Source organism: Caulobacter sp. UC70_42 (assembly GCF_044056025.1).
In the GTDB taxonomy this organism is placed as follows: Bacteria; Pseudomonadota; Alphaproteobacteria; order Caulobacterales; family Caulobacteraceae; genus Caulobacter.
Genome location: NZ_CP171994.1, coordinates 3,713,911 through 3,731,148, shown reverse-complemented (window position 1 = coordinate 3,731,148; position 17,238 = coordinate 3,713,911). Strand labels below are relative to the sequence as shown.

General features: G+C 68.7%; 18 protein-coding genes and 1 pseudogene. 7 read left to right on the top strand and 12 right to left on the bottom strand.

Annotated features, from left to right (window positions below; translation table 11 throughout):
• Positions 1–2 precede the first annotated feature (2 nt).
• From ACHMW8_RS18540 to ACHMW8_RS18520, 5 genes are all read right to left on the bottom strand, one after another.
• Positions 3–419, bottom strand: a complete 417-nt coding sequence (locus tag ACHMW8_RS18540; RefSeq protein ID WP_395443384.1) for a DUF6249 domain-containing protein — start codon at positions 417–419, stop codon at positions 3–5.
• A gap of 230 nt (positions 420–649) precedes the next feature.
• Positions 650–1,315: an HAD family hydrolase gene (locus tag ACHMW8_RS18535; protein ID WP_125157829.1), complete on the bottom strand. Its 666-nt coding sequence runs from the start codon at positions 1,313–1,315 to the stop codon at positions 650–652.
• A 127-nt stretch (positions 1,316–1,442) separates the two neighbouring features.
• A complete protein-coding gene (locus ACHMW8_RS18530; protein ID WP_125157828.1) occupies positions 1,443–1,790 on the bottom strand; it encodes an ArsC family reductase in 348 nt (115 codons plus the stop codon).
• 32 nt (positions 1,791–1,822) lie between these two features.
• The gene (locus tag ACHMW8_RS18525) at positions 1,823–2,053 is read right to left on the bottom strand and encodes a 2'-5' RNA ligase family protein (protein WP_395443383.1); all 231 of its coding nucleotides are present in this window, start codon (positions 2,051–2,053) and stop codon (positions 1,823–1,825) included.
• Positions 2,046–2,405: a 2'-5' RNA ligase family protein gene (locus tag ACHMW8_RS18520; RefSeq protein ID WP_395443382.1), complete on the bottom strand. Its 360-nt coding sequence runs from the start codon at positions 2,403–2,405 to the stop codon at positions 2,046–2,048. The genes ACHMW8_RS18525 and ACHMW8_RS18520 overlap by 8 nt, the downstream gene beginning before the upstream one ends.
• Before the next feature lie 127 nt (positions 2,406–2,532).
• On the opposite strand from ACHMW8_RS18520, the gene ACHMW8_RS18515 reads away from it, so the two are divergent.
• Genes ACHMW8_RS18515 through ACHMW8_RS18495 form a run of 5 tightly spaced genes read left to right on the top strand, consistent with a single transcriptional unit; the run spans position 2,533 to position 6,501 of the window.
• Positions 2,533–2,916: a BlaI/MecI/CopY family transcriptional regulator gene (locus tag ACHMW8_RS18515; RefSeq protein WP_125157826.1), complete on the top strand. Its 384-nt coding sequence runs from the start codon at positions 2,533–2,535 to the stop codon at positions 2,914–2,916.
• Positions 2,906–4,372 (top strand): M56 family metallopeptidase, encoded by a 1,467-nt coding sequence (locus ACHMW8_RS18510; protein ID WP_395443381.1) that lies wholly within the window; start codon positions 2,906–2,908, stop codon positions 4,370–4,372. The genes ACHMW8_RS18515 and ACHMW8_RS18510 overlap by 11 nt, the downstream gene beginning before the upstream one ends.
• A gap of 47 nt (positions 4,373–4,419) precedes the next feature.
• Positions 4,420–5,943 carry an FAD-dependent oxidoreductase gene (locus ACHMW8_RS18505; RefSeq protein ID WP_395443380.1) on the top strand — a complete coding sequence of 508 codons (1,524 nt, stop codon included), beginning with the start codon at positions 4,420–4,422 and terminating at the stop codon, positions 5,941–5,943.
• Positions 5,940–6,266: a hypothetical protein gene (locus ACHMW8_RS18500; protein ID WP_395443379.1), complete on the top strand. Its 327-nt coding sequence runs from the start codon at positions 5,940–5,942 to the stop codon at positions 6,264–6,266. The genes ACHMW8_RS18505 and ACHMW8_RS18500 overlap by 4 nt, the downstream gene beginning before the upstream one ends.
• A 55-nt stretch (positions 6,267–6,321) precedes the next feature.
• Positions 6,322–6,501 carry a hypothetical protein gene (locus ACHMW8_RS18495; RefSeq protein WP_125157822.1) on the top strand — a complete coding sequence of 60 codons (180 nt, stop codon included), beginning with the start codon at positions 6,322–6,324 and terminating at the stop codon, positions 6,499–6,501.
• A 6-nt stretch (positions 6,502–6,507) separates the two neighbouring features.
• On the opposite strand, the gene ACHMW8_RS18490 is transcribed toward ACHMW8_RS18495, so the two are convergent.
• The 4 genes from ACHMW8_RS18490 to ACHMW8_RS18475 all read right to left on the bottom strand — a co-directional run bounded on the left by ACHMW8_RS18490 (position 6,508) and on the right by ACHMW8_RS18475 (position 11,129).
• A complete protein-coding gene (locus ACHMW8_RS18490) occupies positions 6,508–6,957 on the bottom strand; it encodes a DUF2147 domain-containing protein (protein ID WP_395443378.1) in 450 nt (149 codons plus the stop codon).
• 125 nt (positions 6,958–7,082) lie between these two features.
• Positions 7,083–8,528, bottom strand: coding sequence for an efflux transporter outer membrane subunit (locus ACHMW8_RS18485; protein WP_395443377.1), 1,446 nt, complete (start codon positions 8,526–8,528; stop codon positions 7,083–7,085).
• The gene (locus tag ACHMW8_RS18480) at positions 8,512–10,050 is read right to left on the bottom strand and encodes a DHA2 family efflux MFS transporter permease subunit (RefSeq protein ID WP_395443376.1); all 1,539 of its coding nucleotides are present in this window, start codon (positions 10,048–10,050) and stop codon (positions 8,512–8,514) included. Before ACHMW8_RS18480 ends, ACHMW8_RS18485 begins: the two co-directional genes overlap by 17 nt.
• Positions 10,050–11,129, bottom strand: a complete 1,080-nt coding sequence (locus ACHMW8_RS18475) for an HlyD family secretion protein (RefSeq protein ID WP_395443375.1) — start codon at positions 11,127–11,129, stop codon at positions 10,050–10,052. The genes ACHMW8_RS18480 and ACHMW8_RS18475 overlap by 1 nt, the downstream gene beginning before the upstream one ends.
• A 120-nt stretch (positions 11,130–11,249) precedes the next feature.
• On the opposite strand from ACHMW8_RS18475, the gene ACHMW8_RS18470 reads away from it, so the two are divergent.
• Positions 11,250–12,197, top strand: a complete 948-nt coding sequence (locus tag ACHMW8_RS18470) for a LysR family transcriptional regulator (RefSeq protein ID WP_395443374.1) — start codon at positions 11,250–11,252, stop codon at positions 12,195–12,197.
• A gap of 4 nt (positions 12,198–12,201) precedes the next feature.
• On the opposite strand, the gene ilvD is transcribed toward ACHMW8_RS18470, so the two are convergent.
• Positions 12,202–14,049: a dihydroxy-acid dehydratase gene (gene ilvD, locus ACHMW8_RS18465; RefSeq protein ID WP_395443373.1), complete on the bottom strand. Its 1,848-nt coding sequence runs from the start codon at positions 14,047–14,049 to the stop codon at positions 12,202–12,204.
• Between the two features lie 95 nt (positions 14,050–14,144).
• On the opposite strand from ilvD, the gene ACHMW8_RS18460 reads away from it, so the two are divergent.
• Entirely contained in the window at positions 14,145–15,086 is a 942-nt protein-coding gene (locus ACHMW8_RS18460; protein WP_395443372.1) for a LysR family transcriptional regulator, read from the top strand.
• A 21-nt stretch (positions 15,087–15,107) separates the two neighbouring features.
• On the opposite strand, the pseudogene ACHMW8_RS18455 reads toward ACHMW8_RS18460, so the two are convergent.
• Positions 15,108–16,731 (bottom strand): annotated as a pseudogene (locus ACHMW8_RS18455) (GMC family oxidoreductase).
• A 33-nt stretch (positions 16,732–16,764) separates the two neighbouring features.
• A complete protein-coding gene (locus ACHMW8_RS18450; protein ID WP_395443371.1) occupies positions 16,765–17,229 on the bottom strand; it encodes a DUF1348 family protein in 465 nt (154 codons plus the stop codon).
• Between the last annotated feature and the right edge of the window lie 9 nt (positions 17,230–17,238).

The following is a 17,238-nucleotide window of genomic DNA, read 5'->3' as shown; positions in this document are numbered from 1 at the left end:
GATCAAGCCCCTCCCAAGGCTCGCGAGCCGTCCTGAACTCGCTCTTCCTTGTTGGGATTGAAGAAGCTGAGGACGATGAAGGCCACGCCGATCACGACCGGGATGCACGCGAAGCCGAAGCCGTCGAAGTCGTTTCCGCCGTGGATGAAGTCGCCGAAGTAGGTGGCGCCGGCGATGCCGATGCCGACGGCCAGCCAGATCACGCCGGTTCGCAGGTCGCGCAGGCGGGTCGGCGGGGTCTTCACGCTGCGGCTCATGGCCTCGATCACCTCGGGCGGGACCGGCTGGCCCTTCTCGATGGCCACGCGCAGGGTGCGCTGCATCTCGCGACGCTCGCGGCTTCTGAAGTAGAACGGCAGGCAGACGATGGCGACGATCATGGCGAAGGCGCCGATCGGAACGATGATTTCAGGACCCATTTTAAATCCTCCAACGAGTTGTTTGGACGACGCCCCCGCGCCGCCTTCACCAGTAAGAGGCGTTCACGGTCCTGTTTGGAGGCGCCCGCCGGGATGAAACTTTCGTAAGGCCGACAAAAGCCAGGACGCTACTGGATCGGCGGTCCAAGGCTGCGCCACACCGAAGGGCCGCCGACCATCAGGATCGCCGCGACGAAAACCCCAAGAGGCGCGGCAGGCGCCCTCGAAGGTTAGTCGCCGCCGAGCGCCGGTCTGGATGCGCCGACGTACGAAATAATTTCGGACATCGTGGCGAACGACACCGTGGGCCGGTGCTCGGCCAGGATCGAGGGCTTGGCGTAGCCCCAGCCGACGGCGCCGCAATCCAGCCCCACCGCCCGGGCGGCCTCGATGTCGCGGGTCTCGTCGCCGATGCAGATGATCTTGTCGCGCGCCACGCCGCGGCGGGTGACCTGCTTGAACTTGCGGGCCTTGCCGAACAGCGAGGCCCCGCAGGCGTAGAGGCTGATCAGCTCGCCCAGCTCCTCGCCCAGCACGCGGCGGATCACCGCCTCGCTGTTGGAGCTGACCACTGCGATCTTCACGCCGGCCGCGTGCAGGGCGCGCAGCATCCGGGCCGTCTCGGGAAACAGCGGGATGGTGTGGGCGTCGGCGGCCATCAGCTTCTTGCCGGCCCGAGCGATGAGCGGCAGCTTCCAGGGCGAAACGCCCAGATAGCGGATGACCTCGCGGGTGCTACGGCCGCGCAGCATCTCGATCTCCTCGTCGGTGACGGTCTTGAAGCCGTACCGGCGCGCCATCGGATTGACAGCCCGCATCATCCAGGCCGCGCTGTCGGCCAGCGTGCCGTCGAAATCGAAGATGACCAGTTCGTACCGCGAGACAGCGTCCCCCACGCGTCCAAAACCCCCTCATGGCCCGCGACGACGCGGAACCTTCCGTCCAGTGATAGACCGATCCCCGGGAAGTTGTCGTCCTAAACTTCGCTCACGACGCGAGAGACAGCATCGGTGATCGGGCGGCTCAGACCATGGCGGCTTCATAGATCTCCGGCTTGAAGCCAACGATGCGGCGGTCACCCAGGTCCAGAATGGGCCGCTTGATCATCGACGGCTGGGCCAGCATCAGGGCGACGGCCTTGTCGGCGTCCAGGTTCTGGCGATCGACCTCGGCCAGCTTGCGGAAGGTCGTGCCGGCGCGATTGAGGATCGTCTCCCAGCCGTGCTCCTGGACCCAACCCTCCAGCGTCGCGCGATCGACACCGGCCGTCTTGTAGTCGTGGAAGTCATAGGCCTGGCCGCGCGCCTCCAGCCATTTGCGCGCCTTGGCGACCGTGTCGCAGTTCTTGATGCCGTACATCGTCGGGGTCATGGCCGGGTCTCCTGGCGCGAATCCCCTTGATCCTAGCCGGTCAGGTCCCAGGCCTGGAGCACGATGTGCTGGGTCTGGCCCAGCTTGCTCTGCACCAGCACGAAGCGATCGACCGTCCAGCGGATCGGGGCGATGGCCTGGGCCGGGACCACCTGGCCGTCGTAGAGCAGCGTAATGTGGGGCGTGAAGCTGCTGTCTGGCTTCAACCTGACCCACGCCATCGCCTCGCCAAGCGCCTTCTGAAACGCGATCAGCTCATGCACGCCCTCGCCGCCCTGCAGGCGTGAAGGGATTATTGCCCGGCCGGTTGGCGAAGCTGGCGGCCTGATCGAACGCGACCTCGAAGCGCGCCGCCTTCAGCGCATCGCCGGCGCCCCGGCCCTTGGCCACCACGTCGTTGGGCAGACCCGCGTAGTCGCCCAGGTGATGCAGGGTGACGTGGAAGCGATCGGTCAGCAGCGGCTGACCGCGCAGGCCCAGGGCCGCCTTCAGCCGGCGCGCCTCGGTCGCGATCCGCTCGGCCGTCGCGGGGTCCGGATACAGCAGGAACATCAGCCGGTCGGTCGGCGTCGGCGGGTCGAAGCCCGGCAGGCCCATCTGCAATGTCTCGGCCATCCGGCGCCTCCTGTCTCGCCGCCAGGATTAGGCCGCTTCGGCTTTGCATCCAACCATCGCATTACAATTCGTTTACGCGCGTAATCGTTGGCTTGACTGGAACGTTTACGTGCGTAATCGTTAGGACATGGATACGAACCCGCAACGCATCAGCGCCGCCGAGAGCGAAGTCATGAAGGTGCTCTGGGCCGACAGCCCCAAGCCCGCCGAAGACGTCCTGGCCATCCTGGCCAAGGACCACGGTTGGGCCGAAGGCACGGTGAAGACCTTGCTGAACCGCCTGTTGAAGAAGGGCGCGATCGCCGCCGACAAGGACGGCCGCCGCTTCCTCTACCGTCCGCTGGTCGGCCGCGAGGACTACGTGGATTCCGAGAGCCAGGGCCTGCTGGACCGCCTGTTCGACGGCCGCCTGGCGCCGCTCGTCAGCCACTTCTCCAAGCGCGAGAAACTGAACCCCGAGGACATCGCGGAACTGCGCCGCCTGCTGGACAAGATCGACGATGACCAGTGACCTGATCCTCTTCCTGGCCAAGGCCAACCTGGCCCTGGCGGCGGCCGTGCTGCTGGCGCTGGCCCTGCGCAAACCGGTCCGCGCCGCGTTCGGAGCCCGCAGCGCCTATGCGCTTTGGCTGGTCGTGCCGCTGTCGATCCTGGCCCTGCTGATCCCGGCCCGCACCGTCGTTCTGCCCGCGCCCGTCGTCGCCGGAACGGCCGTCGCGACCGCCAGGGCGGAGGCGCCGTCGCGGCCCACCGTCGCGCCGTCTGTCCCGAACCAAGTCCGCGCCCTGCCGATCACCGAGATCGTCCTGGGCCTCTGGGGGTTCGTCGCTGTCGCCGGCCTGATCGTCCAGGCCGAGCGTCAGCGCCGCTTTGTCCGCTCGCTGGGCCGGCTCAGCGTCACCGACGACGCCAGCCTGGTGCTCGCCGAACGCCCCGGCGTCGGTCCGGCCGTGATCGGAGCCCTGGCCCCGTGCGTGGTTCTGCCCGCTGACTTCGCCGAGCGCTTCACGCCCGAGGAGCAGGCCCTGATCATCGCCCACGAACGCAACCACCTGGCCGTCGGCGACGCGCAGATCAACGCCTTGGTCACCGGCCTGCGGTGCCTGTTCTGGTTCAACCCGTTCATCCATCTGGGCGCGGCCGTGCTGCGGATCGATCAGGAAATCGCCTGCGACGCCGCCGTGCTGGCGCGTCATCCCAAGACCCGCCGGGCCTATGGCGAAGCCATGCTGAAGACCCAGTTGGCCGCCTTCGCCCCGCCGCTGGGCTGCCATTGGCCCGCCTCGGCCAACAACCAACTGAAGGAGCGCTTCACCTTGCTTAGCCGTCACCATGCCCATCGCGGCCGCCACCTGGCCGGCGCGGCCGCCGTCGCGATCCTGAGCCTCTCGGCCGGCGTCGCCGCCTGGGCCGCCCAACCCGCGCAGGTCGTCCAGCAGCCCCCCGCCCGCGCCAAGTCCGCCGCCGCTCGCCACCTGGGTCAGCCGCTATTCGAGGCCGTCCGCGCCAAGGACATCGCCGCCGTGCGGGAACTGATCGCCCTGGGGGCCGATGCGAATACGGTGCTGCCCGGCGACGGTTCGCCGCTGATCGAGGCCGCGCGCCGTGGCCGCATGGACATCGTCCAGGCCCTGCTGGCGGCCGGCGCGGATCCGAACCTGGCCGTGCGCGGCGACGGCGCCCCGCTGATCCAGGCGTCGCTGTCCGGTCACCTCGATATCGTCCAGGCCCTGGTCGAGCGCGGCGCCAACGTGGAGATCTTCGTCCCCGGGGACGAGACCCCGCTGATCAACGCCGCCCAGGCCGGAAGCCTGCCCATCGTCGCCTACCTGGTCGAGCACGGCGCCGACGTGAACCGCGCGGTCCAGGCCAATCCGGGCGAGATGCGCTCGCCGCTCGGCCAGGCCCGCAGGAACGGCCACGGCGCCGTCGTCGACTATCTGAAGAGCCGGGGCGCGCGGTCCTAAGGGACCGCCCCGCACTTTCCCCAATAAAATCAGCGAGTTTTTCAACGATGGCGATCATCGACGCCCGGACTTTGCCTGACGCCAGCCGGATCGAGGCCGATCTCGTGATCATCGGCGGCGGTCTGGCGGGCATCACCCTGGCCAAGGAGCTGGCTGGCGGCCCGCTGAGGGTCGCGATCCTGGAGAGCGGGGGCCTGGAGATCGACATGGAGAACCAGGCCCTCTACGCCGGCTCCGGCGTCCAGAAAGCGCCCGGCAATCCCGACCGACCGTTCGACACCTATCCGGCTCAGTCACGCGTCCGGGCCCTGGGCGGCTCTGGCCACGTCTGGGGCGGCAAGTGCGGACCACTGGATCCCGCCGACTTCGCCGAGCGGTCCTGGATCCCCTACAGCGGCTGGCCGGTCACCCGCCCGCAGATGCAGGCCTATTACGACCGGGCCTGCGACCTGCTGGAGATCCCGCGCTTCCCGCTGGAGATGCCCAAACCGACCGAACCGGACCGCCAGCCCCTGGCGCTGGACCCGGCGGACGGCTTCTTCCCGGCTCCGCGCGTGTTCTCGAAGCTCTCGGGCGGTGGCGACAAGGCGGCCTTCGACGCCTGGCGCACGAAGTTCGCCGACGCCCCGAACATCACTGTCTATCTCCATGCCAACGTCGTGAAGATCCGCGGACAAGGCGCTGAAATCACTGACCTGGACGTCGCCTGCTTGAAAGGTTCGCGCCACACCGCCACGGCCAGGCGCTACGTCCTGGCGACCGGCGGGATCGAGAATGTCCGCCTGCTGCTGGCCTCCGACGATCTGGGCAACGGCCACGACCTGGTCGGGCGGTTCTTCCAGGGCCACGTCACCTATTCGAACGACGGCGACGCCGAGACCGAAGGCTCGGTCGTGGCCGTCACGCGCACGGCGCCGCTGGAGCTCTATGCGCCGACCAAGCGGCTGTCGCCCCACTGCGTGATCGGCTCGGGCCTGAAGGCCCAGGCGCGGATGAAGACCGGCAATTTCACCGCCACCCTCTACAAGGCCACGCCCTCCGGGGCCGACACCAAGGTCGGCGCCGACACGCAGGCGATCCGTCGGACCAGCGGCCGCATCGCCGGCCAGGACGAGGCCCAGCTGCTGGGCTACTTCGCCATGACCGAGCACTTCCCCAATCCCGACAGCCGCGTGACCCTGGACCCCGAGCACAAGGATCCTTTGGGCATGCCGCGCGTGCGCCTGACCTGGACCTATGGCGAGAAGGACTATGCCGATCTGGAGCGGTCGGTGGCGGGCCTGGCCGACGCGTTCGGCGCCTCCGGCCAGGGGCGACTGTGCTGGTCGATCCCGCGCGACAAGTTGCTGGCGACCTCCAGCGCCTCGCGCCACCACATGGGAACGACACGGATGCACACTGATCCGAGCAAGGGCGTGGTCGACGCCGATCTGCGTCTGCATGAGGCCAGGAACCTCTATGTCGCCGGCAGCTCGGTCTTCCCGACCTCCGGCATCGTCAACCCGACCCTGACCATCCTGGCGCTGTGCATGCGGCTGGCCGACCACCTGAAAAGCGAGACTGCACAATGACCAGCCGCCGCGACCTCCTGGCCGCCCTGGTGGCGCTGGCCACACCGGCCATGGCCCGCTCCGCCACACCCGACGTCGTCGTCGGCCTCGACGCCGCCGCCGTGCAGCGGATCGGCGAGGCCTGGCGCGAACTGCATCCGAACGTCACTGCCGCCGTGCTGGCCAAGCGCCTGTTCCCGGCCGGACGCGGTCTCGCCGCCCTCCCCCGGCTGCGCGATCAGGCCGCCGCCGATTTCCGCAAGGGCGCGGTTTTCACCTATCGCGGCTGGCGGCTGTCGGACACCGAGGGGGCGCTGCTGGCGCTGCTCTCGTTCGAAGCTTAGCCCCAGGAACTCGAGCGGGCATGGCCGGTTAGGTCCTCAGCAGAGGAGTTTCGCCATGCCCCAGGGCGACAAGAGCAAGTACACGGACAAGCAGGAACGCAAGGCCGACCACATCGCCGAAGGCTACGAGGCCAAGGGCGTCTCGGACAAGGAAGCCGAGCGCCGGGCCTGGGCCACGGTCAACAAGCAGGACGGCGGCGGCAAGAAGCCCGGCGGCTCGGGTCGCCACGCCTGAGCCGGGTCAGGACGCCTTGGCCGTACCGGCGTTGGCGGTGTCCACCCGTGTCCAGGTCTGCGACTTGCAGAGGAAGTTGGGCAGCAGACAGCCCTTGGCCTTCAGCGAGGCGCGGTCCAGCAGCTTGACCTGGCCCGAAAAGGTCATGTCCAGGTCAGGCACATAGACCCGTCCCTTCCACTCGTTGGGATCCGACGCGGAAAAGTCACGCAGCAGCTGCATGCCGACCAGGTCTTGGTTCTTCTTTTTCTTCACGTCGGCGCGCGCGTTGTCATTGGCCCAGACGACAACCCCGCAGGTGCGGCCCTCGCAGGGCTTGATCTCGATATGGACGCTGCCCTTGGGATTACGCCAGACGCCGTAGATGTCCCCCGGACGCGGCGCGGCGCCGGTCTGCGCGAGGGCGGCTCCGCCCCCGGCCCACAGCGCTAACGCCACAGCCAGTCCACGCGACATGCTTCGGCTCATCATGGCCGTCCTTCTCTCAGCGGCTACGCCAACGCGCACCCCGACGGGGCGCGAAGCTAGCCGCTTGGAAAGACGAGGTGAAGCCGTCAGAATTGAGGCGTCCCCTTATTCGGTCAGCCGGTGCGCCAATCGGCCCCGGTCGCCCCGAACAGGCGGATGGCGTCGACCAGGCGTTGGCCCTGCGCGCGGGCCTGGGCCGAGCGCGCGGCGTTGAGCGTACGCTGAGCGTCGACGACCTCCAGCAGCGTGCCGCCGCCCTTGTCGAAGGCGACCCGGGCCAGGCGCAGGCGCTCGGTCGCCTGCTGCTCGGTGCGGGCGTGGGCGGCCAGCGCGGCCTCGTCGGACGACAGAGCCGACAGCGCGTCCGCGACCTGGCCGAAGGCGGTCAGCACGGTCTGCTGGTAGCGGGCGCTGGCGGCGCGGGCGGCCTCGCGGGCCTGCTGGCGACGCGCCTTCAGGGCGCCGCCGTCGAAGATCGGGGCGGTCAGGCCGGCCCCGAGGTCCCAGCCGCTGGCGTCGTACGAGAAGAGGTCGCCCGGCTTCAGCGCGCCCTGGGTCAGCGACGCCGTCAGCTTTAGGTTCGGATAAAGGTCGGCCGTCGCCACGCCGATGTCGGCCGTGGCCGCGTGCAGCTCGGCCTCGGCCGCCAGGATGTCAGGACGCTTGCGGACCAGCTGCGACGGCAGGGTCACCGGCACGGGCGCGTTCAGGACCATGGTCGAAAGATCAAAGGCCGGAGCGTTCCAGTCGGCCGGCGCCTTGCCGACCAGAACGGCCAGGGCGTGGCGGGCGGCGGCCAGTTCGCCCTGCAGGGCCGGCAGCTGGCCGCGGTCCTCTTCCAACTGGCTTGCCGCCGAGACCTTGGCCAGGCTGGTCGAGCCGCCCAGGGCGTTGGCCTTGCGGATCAGCTCGATATTGGCCTGGTCGTCGGCGATCATCCGCTCGACGCTGGCGATCTGGGCCCGCAGCGTGGCGATGGTCGCGGCCTGGAGGGCGACATTGGCGGTCAGGCTGAGATAGGCCGCCTCGGCGCGGCGCCCCTGGGCCTCGGCCCGGGCGGTCGCGCTCTCGATCCGCCGCCTGTTCCCGCCCCACAGGTCGAGGTCATAGCTGACCGCGCCGCCGACCGAATAGAGGCTGAAGGTCGGGTTGCTGAGCTGGATGTCGCCAAAGCCCGTAAAGCCGAACGCCTGCAGGTTGGCGCGTTCGCGGGCGACGCCGGCGTTGCCCGTGACCTGAGGTCCGGCCACGCCGCGCGCCTGGGCCAGGGCCGATTGGGCCTGAGCCAGGGTGGCGTCCGCCTCGGCGAGCGTGGGACTGTCCTTCAGCGCCTGGCGGATGACGGCGTCCAGTTCGGGCGCGTTCAGGGCCGTCCACCACGGGCCGGCGTTAGCCGCCTCGGCGTCAAGGCGCGCGGCGGCTGGAGCCGTCTCGCCCGCGCCGAGGGCCGAGGCGGTCTTGGGCGCGTCCGGCGCCTGGAAGTTCGGCCCCACGGTCGCGCAGGCGGACAGGCTGGTCGCCGCCAGCAAGGCGGTCAGGAGCTTAGTGGTCGGAGACATTGGCGGCCTTCGCCCCGGGCTTGGGGGTACGCATGAGAAGGATGAGCGGCGCGCAGGCGATGGTGATCACCAGCATCAGCCGGAAGTCGTCGAGATAGGACAGCATCGCCGCCTGCCGGCCGATGACGCCGTTGAACGCGGCCATCGCCGCCTCGGTCGAGAACACGTTCGGAGCGTAGGCCTGGTACAGGGGGTTGTCGGGCCGGGCGTGCTCGACCAGCACCGCGTGGTGCTTCTCGATGCCGCTGACGAACAGGGCCTGCATGATCGAGATGCCCGCCGCCGAGCCGATATTGCGGATCAGGGTGAACAGCCCCGCGCCCTCGGCTCGGTGCTGCGGCATGACCTTGGCGAAGGCGATGGTGCTGAGCGGCACGAAGATCAGGCCCGTGCCGACGCCCGACAGGAAGCCCGAGGTCACGAGCAGGGTCGTGTCCATCTCCAGATTGTAGTGGCTCATCTGCCAGAGCGAGAGCGCGCTGATCGCCAGGCCGATGCTGAGCAGCAGCTTGATGTTCATCCGCCCCATCAGCTGGCCCACCGCGAACATGGCGATGAACGAACCCAGGCCGCGCGGCATCGACACCAGCCCCGTGAAGGCGACCGGATAGCCCAGCAGGGTCTGCATCAGCGGCGGCAGCAAGGCCAGGGTGCTGTACAGCAGGATGCCGATGAAGAAGCCGAACAGGCAACAGGTGATGAAGTTGCCGTCGGCCAGCAGTTCACGCGCCACGAACGGCTTCTCGGCCGTGGCCAGCTGAACGCCGAATACCCACAACGCGATGACGGCGACGATCAACTCGACCCAGATCTCGCGTGAGCCGAACCAGTCCTGGCTGGGGCCGCGGTCAAGCATCAGCTGGAAGGCGCCGATGGCGATGGCCAGGGCCAGAAAGCCCAGAGTGTCGAACTTGCGCTTCTCGCTGCTTCTCTTCTCGGAGAGAAAGAAGAACACGCCGCAGAAGGCCAGCACGCCGATCGGCAGGTTGATGAAGAACACCCACCGCCAGTCGAGATTGTCGGTCAGCCAACCGCCCAGGCCGGGCCCCAGCAACGGCCCCAGCACCGCGCCGGCGCCCCAGACGGCCATGGCCTGGCCGTGGCGCTCGGGCGGGTTGATGTCCAGCAGCACCGCCTGGGACAGCGGGATCAGCGCCGCGCCGAACAGGCCTTGCAGCAGGCGGAACAGCACGATCTCGACCAGGTTCTGGGCCACGCCGCACAGCATCGAGGCGGCGGTGAAGCCGATGATCGAAACGATCAGCACCATCTTGCGGCCCATCCGCTCGGTCAGGAAGCCGGTCAGCGGCGTCATGATCGTCGAGGCCACGATGTAGGAGGTCAGCACCCAGGTGATCTGGTCGGTCGACGCCGAGACGCTGCCCTGGATGTGCGGCAGGGCGACGTTGGCGATCGTGGTGTCCAGCGAGATCATGATCGTCGCCAGCATCACCGAGATGGTGATCGGCAAGCGATTGGCGACGTCGCGGGCGTGACCCTCCTGGAGCGCCTTGGGGGTCATCAGCGCTTGCCCGAGCGAATGTCCACCTTCGCCTTGGCGCTGAGCCCCGCCGACAGGTTGCTGGGCGCGGCGTCGTCCAGGGTCAGGCGCACGGGCACGCGCTGGACCACCTTGACCCAGTTGCCGGTGGCGTTCTCGGCCGGCAGCAGGGCGAAGCTGGCGCCGGTGCCCGGGCTGAAGCTGGCGACATGGGCCTTCAGCGGCTTGTCATAGGCGTCGACCTTGATCGTGGCCGGCTGGCCGACGCGCATGTGGGCCAGCTGGTCTTCCTTGAAGTTAGCCTCGATCCAGGGCTTGCCCGAGATCAGGAAGAACAGGGGCCTGGACGCCTCGACCCGCTGGCCGACCTGCAGCTGCTCGACCTTTGCGATGACGCCGTCGGCCGGGGCGATCACGGCGGCGTAGGAGCGATCCAGCTTGGCGCGCTCCAGCTTGGCGGCGGCTTCCAGCACCCCGGGCTGCTGCTCGGTGGCGATGTCGGCGCGACCGCCGAGGTCGGCCAGGGCCGTGGCGATCTGCTGCCGGACGACGGCGACCTGGCGCTGGGCCTGGTCGGCGGCGTGGCGGGCCTCGTCGGCCTGGGCCTTGGTGGCGACGCCGGCGGCGGCCAGATCCCGCTGACGGGCGGCCTCGCGCTGGGCGTAGCCGGCGGTCTCCTGGACGGCGGCCAGATCGGCCAGACGCTGGCTATAGACCGCGCGCTTGCCCTGGACGTCGAAGCGGGCCTGGGCGAGCGCCGCCTCGGCCTGCGACACCGCCACCTGATAGTCGGCCGGGTCGAGGCGGAACAGCACCTGCCCCTTGGCCACGCGTTGGTTCTCCCGCACGTCGATCTCGATCACCCGGCCGTCGATGCTGGTGCTGATCGCCGTGCGGCTGGCCTGGACGTAGGCGTTGTCGGTGGTTTCGGACTTGCCGCCGGTGAGCACGACGAAGGCGCCGATGCCCACGAGAACGACGACCGGCACGCCGATCATCAACGGCCAGCGCAGCCGCTGGCCCAGGGTCTTCTGGCGCCGCCTGCCGGCCGCGCCGACCTCGGCTTCGGCGATGGCGTCGTAACCTTCAGCGTCGCTCACGCGCTGCTCCACGTCTCGATAGGTTTTGGGGAATCGTCGAGGTTCGTTCGGCTCGCGAACCTTGGCGCTCAGATAGGGCTCGGCCCGTCATGAGAGAAATGATATGTCTTCACGACAGCCATGAACGTCGTGAATTTCCGAAACGCCGATCTCAACCTCTTCCGGGTGTTCGTCACCCTGCTGGAAGAGAAGAACGCCACACGCGCCGGCGAGCGCCTGGGCCTGTCGCAATCGGCTGTGAGCCATTCTCTGCGGCGACTGCGCGAAATGGTCGGTGACGACCTCTTCGTCAGGGGACAGACCGGTCTGCGCCCCACGCCCCGCGCGCTGGAGATCGCCGACACCGCCCGCACCGCCCTGAAGCTGCTGGAGACCGCCGTCACCAACCAGCGGTTCGACCCGGCGCTCGACACCCACACCTTCAACATCGCGGCCGGGACCTACATTTCCTACGTCCTGGGCCCTTTGATCGCCGAGCGCGTGATCGCCACCGCGCCCAACGTCCAGATCCACTTCCACAACCTCTATGCCGGCATGACCGAGGACCTCGACACGGGGCGGCTCGACATGGTCATCGGCTGTTTCGAGGCGATCCCTGGACGCTTCTCCTACAGTCCGCTGTTCGAGGAGACAGGCGTGTGGGTGCTGCGCGCCGACCACCCCATGGTCGCGAGCGGCGTCGACTACGACACCCTGGCCCGTCTGCCGCGCCTGGGCGTATCGGGCGGCGGCAACGACGATCCCGACCGCACCTCGGCCGGTCACCTGGGCCTGCGGCGCGTAACCTCTTGGGGCGACACTTACGCCCTGGGCGAGAGCCCCTATCAGCCGTTCACGGTGCAGGACTCATTCAGCGCCATGAACATGGTCGGCCGGTCGGACATGACCTGCATCCTGCCGCGGCGCCTGGCCCAGTTGGCCGCCGACCGGGGCAAGGTGTTCATGGTCGAGCCGCCGAACGCCCCGCCCCCCATGCCGTTCGGCGCGGTGCTACGGGCCAGCGACGCGGCGGACTCGCCCAATGGCTGGCTGCTGGACCTCTGCCGGGAAGCAGCGGCCCAGCTATAACCCTCTATTCGACCTGGCTGACGTCGCGCACCGCGCCGCGGGCGGCGTTGGTGGTCATGGCGGCGTAGGCGCGCAGGGCCGGGCTAACCTCGCGCTTGCGATCCAGCGGCTTCCAGGCCTTGGCGCCCCGGGCTTCCTGGGCGGCGCGGCGCTCGGCCAGGACCGCGTCGGAGACTTCGAGGGTGATGCCGCGATTGGGGATGTCGATCAGGATCGAGTCGCCGGTCTCGACCAGGGCGATCAGGCCGCCCTCGCCCGCTTCCGGCGAGACGTGGCCGATCGACAGGCCCGAGGTGCCGCCCGAGAATCGGCCGTCGGTGATCAGGGCGCAGGCCGCGCCCAGGCCCTTCGATTTCAGATAGGTGGTCGGGTACAGCATCTCCTGCATGCCCGGACCGCCCTTGGGCCCCTCGTAGCGGATGACCACGACCTCGCCGGCCACGACCTTGCCGCCCAGGATGCCGCTGACCGCCGCCTCCTGGCTCTCGAAGACACGCGCCGAGCCTCGGAAGGTCAGGATCGAGTCGTCGACCCCGGCCGTCTTCACGATGCAGCCCTCGGGGGCCAGGTTGCCAAACAGCACCGCCAGGCCGCCGTCCTTCGAGAACGGATGCTCGACCGAGCGGATGACGCCCTTCTCGCGGTCCAGGTCCAGGCTTTCCCAGCGGGCGGCCTGACTGAAGGCGATCTGGGTCGGCTTGCCGCCCGGCGCGGCGCGGAACAGCTCGTGAGCGACGGCGCTGTTGGTGCGGCCGATGTCCCAGCGCGCCAGGGCCTCGGCCAGGGTCGTGGCGTGGACGGTCGGCTGGGTCGTGTCGATCAGACCGCCGCGCTCCAGCTCGCCCAGGATGGCCATGACGCCGCCGGCGCGGTGGACGTCCTCCATGTGCACGTCGGCCTTGGCCGGGGCCACCTTGGACAGGCACGGCACCCGGCGCGACAGGCGGTCGATGTCCTCCATCTTGAAGTCGACCCCGCCCTCCTGGGCGGCGGCCAGCAGGTGCAGCACGGTGTTGGTCGAACCGCCCATGGCGATGTCCAGGCTCATGGCGTTCTCGAACGCCGCTCGCGTGGCGATGCCGCGCGGCAGGGCCGTGGCGTCGTCCTGCTCGTACCAGCGCTGGCAGAGGTCGACGACCAGGCGGCCGGCTTCCTTGAACAGCGCTTCGCGGTCGGCGTGAGTGGCCAGGACCGAGCCGTTGCCCGGCAGCGACAGGCCCAGGGCCTCGGTCAGGCAGTTCATCGAGTTGGCGGTGAACATCCCCGAGCACGAGCCGCAGGTCGGGCACGCGGCCTTCTCGATCGCGTTGACTTCTTCGTCGGTGTACTTGTCGTCGGCGGCGACGACCATGGCGTCGACCAGATCCAGCGCTCGGATCTCGCCCTTCACCCGCACCTTGCCGGCCTCCATCGGGCCGCCCGAGACGAAGACCACCGGAATGTTGAGCCGCATGGCGGCCATCAGCATGCCGGGCGTGATCTTGTCGCAGTTGGAGATGCAGACGATGGCGTCGGCGCAGTGGGCGTTGACCATGTACTCGACGCTGTCGGCGATCAGTTCGCGGCTGGGCAGCGAGTACAGCATCCCGCCATGGCCCATGGCGATGCCGTCGTCGACGGCGATGGTGTTGAACTCCTTGGCCACGCCGCCGGCCGCCTCGATCTCGCGGGCGACCAGTTGGCCCAGGTCCTTCAGGTGCACGTGGCCCGGGACGAACTGGGTGAAGCTGTTGGCCACGGCGATGATCGGCTTGCCGAAATCCTCGTCCTTCATGCCCGTCGCGCGCCAGAGGCCGCGGGCTCCCGCCATGTTGCGGCCGTGGGTGGAGGTGCGTGAGCGATAGGGAGGCATGGCAAATCTCAATGTCGGCGGTGGGGTTATTTACGGCCGTTTCGTCCGCGCTCAAAATATATTAGTTCAGCATCATTAGGTTGCTGAGAATATCAATGGATGCTCGCCCGCTCCGCCACTTCGTCGCCGTGGCCCGGACCCTGCACTTCGGACGCGCCGCCGAACGACTGGGCATGACCCAGCCGCCGCTCAGCCAGTCGATCATGAACCTCGAGCGCGACCTGGGCGCGCCGCTGTTCGAACGCACCAAGCGCAGCGTCCGCCTGACCGCCTTGGGCGAGCAATGGCTGCCGCATGCGCTGGAAGCCCTGGCGACGCTGGACGGCCTGCCCGCCCTGGCCCAGCGGATGCGCGACGGCCAGACCGGCTATCTGGCCCTGTCGTTCGTCAGCACCGCCGACTACAGCGTCCTGCCCTCTCTGGTCCGGCGATATTCCCAGGCCTATCCAGACGTCGAGATCCGCCTGTTCGAGGCCACCAGCGACGTGCAGATCCCGGCCATCGTCGGCGGCGAGCGCCATGCCGGCATCATCATTCCGCCGCTCGATCATCCCTTGCCCCCTGCCCTCGCCTATCGACGCCTGCTTCGCGAGCCTCTCGTCGCCGCCGTCCCCAGCGCCTGGATCGAGGACGGCCGCATCGCCCACGAGACCGAGATCTCCAGCACGGAGGTGCTGGCGTCGCCGCTGATCCTGTTCCCCAAACACGTGGCCCCGGCCTTTCACGACCTGGTCACCGGCTATTTCGCGTCACTGGGCGGGACGGCGCGGATCATCCAGGAAGCCATCCAGATGCAGACGATCATCAGCCTGGTCTCCAGCGGCCTGGGGATCGCGCTCGTGCCCGCTTCGCTGCGCAACCTGGCGCGGGCGGGGGTCACCTATGTCCCGCTGGCCGGGGTCGCGCCGATGCTGGAGACCGGCCTGGCCTGGCGACGCGACGATCAGGCCCCGACCCTGGCCAACCTCCTGAACCTGCTGGACGAGGCCGAAGCGCCGGGCTCGACGATCGGCGAAGACGCGCCTCGACATCCATGAGGAGCAGGAGCCGGCGCGGCGTTAGCCCCGGCGATCTTCCAGGATCATCGCCGCGCCCTTTTCGGCGATCATCACGGTGGGGGCGTTGGTGTTGCCCGAGGTGATCGTCGGCATCACCGAGGCGTCGACGACCCGCAGGCCTTCGAGGCCGCGCACTCTCAGCCGTTCGTCGAGTACCGCCATCGGGTCGTCCGCCACGCCCATGGCCGCCGTGCCGACGGGGTGAAAGATGGTCGTGGCCAGGGCTTTGGCGGCCGCCAGCAGGCCCTGATCGGTATCGACCTCAGCCCCTGGCCGGAACGCCTCGGGCGCATAGGCGGCCAGGGCCGGTTGTCCCATGATCCGCCTTGCCCAGCGCAGCGAGGCCACGGCGACGTCCCGGTCGGCCTCGGTGGTCAGGTAGCGGGGATCGATCAGCGGGGGATCGGCGAGGTCCGGGCCCGAGAGCGTGACGCTACCCCGGCTGGTGGGCCGCAGGTTGCAGACGCTGGCCGTTATCGCGCCGAACCGGTGCAGGCCCTCACCCCAACGATCCAGGCTGAGCGGCTGGAAGTGGAACTCCAGGTCCGGCGTGGTCAGGCGCGGGTCCGACCGACAGAACATGCCCAACTGCGACGGGGCCATGGTCAGCGGCCCGGACCGCCGCAGGGCATAGTCCAGACCCATGCCCAGCCGCCGCGCCAGGTTGGCGTAGTCGGTATTCAGGGTCCGCACGCCGCTCACCTTGTAGACCGGCCGGATCTGCAGGTGATCCTAGGTTGGCCCCGACGCCGGGCAGGTGATGGCGAGGCGCGACGCCGATCCGCTTCAGAACCTCGGCGTCGCCGACGCCCGAGCGTTGCAGGATCACCGGAGAGCCGATCGCTCCGGCGGCCAGGATCACCTCGCCCTTGGCGCGGGCGCTCAGCGCCTGCCCGCCCCGTCGCGCGCGCAGGCCGATCACGCGCTTGCCGTCGAACACGAGGCTTTCGACCTCGACGCCCTTCTCCAGCCGCAGGTTGCTGCGCCCGAGAATGGGCTTGAGGAAGGCCGTGGCGGTGCTCCAGCGCCGACCGGCCCGCTGGTTGACCTGGAAATAGGACGAACCGGCGTTGTCGCCGCCGTTGAAGTCGTCGATTTGCGGGACGCCCGCCTGCTCGCCCGCCAGCCGGATCGCGTCGAGAATGTCCCAGCGCACGCGCGGATGCTCGACCCGATATTCGCCGCCAGACCTGTGGTGCTCCCCCTGGGGGGCGACGTGGTCCTCGTGGCGCAGGAAGTAGGGCAGCACGTCGGACCAGCTCCAGCCGGCGAGGCCGCGCTGGCGCCAGCCGTCATAGTCCTGAGCCTGGCCGCGCATGTAGATCATGGCGTTGATCGCCGACGACCCGCCGATCACCTTGCCGCGCGGATAGGCCAGGACCCGGTTGTCGAGCCCTGGCTGAGCCGTCGTCTCGAACAGCCAGTCGGCGCGCGGATGGCCGATCGCGAACAGGTAGCCGACCGGAATGTGGAACCAGATCCAGTCGTCCTGACCGCCAGCCTCCAGCAGCAGCACGCGAACCGAAGGATCGGTCGTCAGCCGATTGGCCAGCAGGCATCCGGCGGATCCCGCCCCAACCACGATATAGTCGTACTCGCCCAGATCGATCGCGTCCGTGGTCACGGCTGATTCCGTCCTCCCGAGAGAAGACTGCGGTCAGAAGCCGAAGTCGCTCAAGCCGGGATGATCGTCGGGTCGGCGGCCCAGCGGCCAATGGAACTTGCGGTCGGCCTCGGCGATCGGCTGTTCGTTGATGCTGGCGTGACGATTGCGCATCAAGCCGTCGGCGTCGAACTCCCAGTTCTCGTTGCCGTAGGCGCGGAACCAGTTGCCGCTGTCGTCGTGATATTCATAGGCGTAGCGAACGGCGATGCGATCGCTCTCGAAAGCCCACAGCTCCTTGATCAGCCGATAGTCCAGCTCCTTGGCCCATTTGCGCTCCAGGAAGGCCTGGGCCTGATCACGGCCGTTCAGGAACTCGGCGCGGTTCCGCCAATGGGTGTCGGTCGTATAGGCCAGGGCGACCTTGGCGGCGTCGCGGCTGTTCCAGCCATCCTCGGCCAGGCGGACCTTCTCTATGGCTGTTTCGCGCGTGAACGGGGGCAGCGGCGGACGGGACATGGGCTTCTC